Annotated in this window: 3 protein-coding genes; 2 read left to right on the top strand and 1 reads right to left on the bottom strand. The window is 38.6% G+C overall.

Annotated elements, in window-relative coordinates; all coding sequences use genetic code 11:
- The first annotated feature begins 58 nt into the window (after positions 1-58).
- Positions 59-1,045, top strand: coding sequence for an ABC transporter ATP-binding protein (locus AMDU4_RS13770; protein WP_290705586.1), 987 nt, complete (start codon positions 59-61; stop codon positions 1,043-1,045).
- 541 nt (positions 1,046-1,586) lie between these two features.
- On the opposite strand, the gene AMDU4_RS13765 is transcribed toward AMDU4_RS13770, so the two are convergent.
- Positions 1,587-2,585 (bottom strand): alpha/beta hydrolase, encoded by a 999-nt coding sequence (locus AMDU4_RS13765; RefSeq protein ID WP_021788533.1) that lies wholly within the window; start codon positions 2,583-2,585, stop codon positions 1,587-1,589.
- A gap of 567 nt (positions 2,586-3,152) precedes the next feature.
- On the opposite strand from AMDU4_RS13765, the gene AMDU4_RS13760 reads away from it, so the two are divergent.
- The coding region (locus tag AMDU4_RS13760) for a TrmB family transcriptional regulator (protein ID WP_290705583.1) at positions 3,153-3,911 on the top strand (759 nt) is incomplete at its 3' end.

Below are 3,911 nucleotides of genomic sequence, written 5' to 3'. Positions count from 1 at the left end.
ATACGAGAAAGTTAATTGAAGCAGCCCCGAACCCCTACAAAAGAATATAGGTGTAACAATGTACAATGATTCTTATCAAATGATGAATGTAAAAAATCTAAATGCCGGATATGAAACTGAAAATGGCTATGTGCCTATACTAAACAAAATCAATTTTTCAGTGAAAAAAAATATAATACTCGGTATAGCAGGAGAGTCTGGGTCGGGCAAAAGCACCCTTGCATCAGTTCTCTATAATTCATTCAAATATCCAGGCAAAATCACAGGAGGAGATATTTTATTTAAGGGAAATAACTTGCTCAAAATGAAGGCAAACGAACTGAGACAAATTCGTGGAACACAGATATCTTTTATACCCCAGGCCGCAATGAACGCACTTAACCCCGTAAAAAAAATACGCCTACAGTTTTATGACGTAATGATCGCCCATAATGTGCATGAGGACAAATTCGATGAAAAGATTTCATCAATACTGGAACTGGTGCGTCTAAATAAAAATGTGCTTGACAGTTTTCCGCACGAACTCTCTGGTGGAATGAAACAGCGTGTTGTAATAGCAATGTCGCTTTTATTGTCCCCCGAATTTATCATATTAGACGAGCCCACAACCGGCCTTGATGTTCTTGTGGAGCATGAAATACTTGCAGATATAAAAAAAATACAGGAAAAATTGGGGCTAACCATGATATTCATATCTCATGATTTGTCCATACTTTTCGCTATATCGGATGAAATAATCATGATGTATGGTGGAGAAATAGTAGAATCGGGAACATATGCTGATGTGCTTGAACATCCCGCACATCCTTATACATACCAGCTCATGAAAAGCATACCAATGATAGGCCATAAATTAGACAGGAGCATGATAATTAAGGGTTCAACCATAGATTTTACTTCAAGACCTGAGGGATGCTATTTTTCTCCCAGATGCAATTTCGCAGAACCAGACTGTACAGGAATTCACCCTGAACTGAGAGCTGCAGACAATGCTTACCACCTTCAGAGATGCAGGCTTTATCCTTCATGGGCACAGAGAATATAACATTGTGAGCGAGAAATTCCATCCCATTCATAATTACCGTCGCAATGGATCTCCAATTATTTATGATGGAGAGGAACGGCATGTCAGGAATACTGGAAAAGCATACTAATTCCTATGCAGAAACAGCATCCTTTATGATTATCTTTCAGGTGTTCTGACCCATTCTCAGACATTAACCTCATAGACATAGATAAAATGGTGTACTATCCATGGGAAATACACACAAGTGATGATAGAGCAACAAGTCTCTTGATCCACTTCCAGAAAAGAAGGGCGCTATAGAGGTTGAAATATTTCATGCTCTGAATTCTGGCGTATCAATAGTGCATTATGATCTCACATCATCATATTAGGAGAGTATAGAGGACAAAGATCTTTTTTATCTGACTATTCCCATGATAAGAAAGGGGAAAGGAACAGATTGTAATATGGTATCTAATACTGATAATTATTCTCATCTGTAACTCAAGTTTAAAAACGGTGCACTGATCGATTAGTATTTCAGCCAGGGTCTGTCTATCGGTTATTTCGTAAAATCCCTTTATTTTTTCTTCAGTTGATTTTGAACCCACTCCATCCTGTTTCTGAGTGCACGTTTTGACACTGTGGCCTCAGGAGCTTGTGCGTACCATGTGTGGAATGTGCCTGGATAAACATGAAGCTCCACTGGAACATTATTTTCCATAAGTCTTTTGGCATATAATATATCTTCATCCCTGAAAACTTCCATACCTCCGACTTCAATGTAGGCAGATGGCAAATTACGTAAATTTTCGGCACGTGCCGGTGCTGCATAGGGTGAGACATTATTCATTCCCACACGATTCCCAAGCAGGGCACGCCATCCAAGAACGTTCATTTCCCTTGGCCACGATGGCCATAGGCCTGAACACATATGGCTGGATGGTGTATTATTTCTGTCATCCAGCATTGGTGCTATGAGGGCCTGAAACAGTATCTCTGGTCCACCACTATCCCTAGCTTTAAGAGCTGTGGCCGCAGCCAAGCCTCCGCCAGCACTTTCACCAAATAGCCCTATCCTGGAAGAATCTATATTAAGATCGTCAGCATGGTTCCATACCCAAACCAGTCCGTCATAACAGTCATCCACTCCTGCAGGATATGGATTTTCCGGGGCTAGTCTGTAATCAACATCAATTATTATTGCCCCGAGAGTCTCTGAAAGAGATGAGAGCTGAGCCTCATTGTTATCAATACTACCAACTATCATTCCACCTCCGTGAATGTTGTATACGCACGGTAATTTCCGGTCATGTGAATCAGGTCTGTAAATCTTAAGTCTTATGGAGCCTCCAGAATTGCTCCTTGGGATGGTGATCTGTTCTGATGCTTCATTCAATTCCAGGGTATTGCCAATATTGTCTGAATAGTCAAATTCCAGCAATGCTCTCTTAAGTGCCATTGCCCTTTCATCCGGGTCCTTGAATGACTGAATAGCATCCAGAATCATTTTAGTATGTGCACTTCCTTCTTCTATTGCGGCTTTAAGTTCTGGGTCAAACTTTATCTCATCTACCATCTTACATCCCCGGGGAGACCTCATAGGAAAACGTTAGGAGGAATTTGGCACTGGACCTCAATCCTTTGCTGTACGTTATTATTTTGACCTTTTTTATGCTTATATCCATATTCTCTTCTACTCCTTTTATAATGATTGATTTCCCGTGTTTATTACAGAACACCTCAGGTATTAGATAGTGATTGCTAAATAAAAATATTTCTGTGCTCCCTTTGGGGAATAGATGATTGATTTTACCCAATTTCCTATTTTGCAATGCTCGAATTTAGTATTGTATTATCTTTATCCATCATTTTATTATATGAAGTATATCCCCTATCTCAGAATCAGACATCTCCACATAGAGGAATATATATTTCCACCAATAGCAGACATATCTGGTTATAACATTCCCATTTATTCCTCTTATATGAACAGTTTCATAGTATCCCACCATTCTTGCTCACGTGTAATTTTCTATATCTAGTATTTTCAATGGCAAATGATATAAAATAAAATTATAGTGTTAACTTTATATAACCACCCTAGCATAAATACATTCTTATATAAAATAATCATATAAAATATATGGGTGAAGACATTTTTTCAAGTCTTTCAAGATTTGGCTTGTCCAATTATGAGATAAAGCTTTATAGAGTTCTTTTGCTTTATGGACCTAATACCCCTACAGGAGCGGTTAAAATCGCCGGTGTTCCGCAACCAAGAATATATGATCTTTTTAATGCCTTGCAGGAAAAGGGATTCGTAGATGTTGTTACAGGCAAGAAGCATTTATACAGAGCAGTTCCTGTTGATACTGTTATGCGTAAGGAAATGCTATGGATGGACAACTACATGCAAGAGCTAGACACTTATATAGAAAAACATATTGAAACGGTGCCTCTTAAAGATCCCTATATATGGTTTGTGAAAGGCAACAAAAACGTTCAGGACAGGATAAAATCAATGGTATATTCAGCAAGGAATGAAATTATAATGGCACTTTCACATGAATCATATAAATATATAAGCACGATTTTGCCAAGGCAGATAAAAAATGGAATAACTGTCGGTTTAGTATTATTTAATGATACTCCAAAGAAGGAACTTTTGAATGTACCTGAAGGGGTCATACTGAAATTCATAGACGGAAAACCACTTGAAATGGTTCTGGTTGACAGAACATGGGTATTATCAAATCTGAAGGGCGGGATAGACAACGGCGATTATGCCATATATCTGGAAGAGGATCAGCTCCTTCATGCCCTGAGTTATTATTTCTATTATGAAATATGGGCGCCATCGGAATATGTTAAATTTCCAGGAGATTTTGTTTATTACCGGCTG

Source organism: Ferroplasma sp. Type II (assembly GCF_000496155.1).
The sequence above is the reverse complement of the archived record's forward strand: the minus strand, read 5'-3'. Positions and strand labels throughout refer to the sequence as shown.

Excerpts from the sequence above, each read along its gene's own strand:
- AMDU4_RS13765 (WP_021788533.1), bottom strand. The coding sequence starts at position 2,585 with ATGGTAGATGAGATAAAGTTTGACCCAGAACTTAAAGCCGCAATAGAA.
- AMDU4_RS13770 (WP_290705586.1), top strand. The coding sequence starts at position 59 with ATGTACAATGATTCTTATCAAATGATGAATGTAAAAAATCTAAATGCC.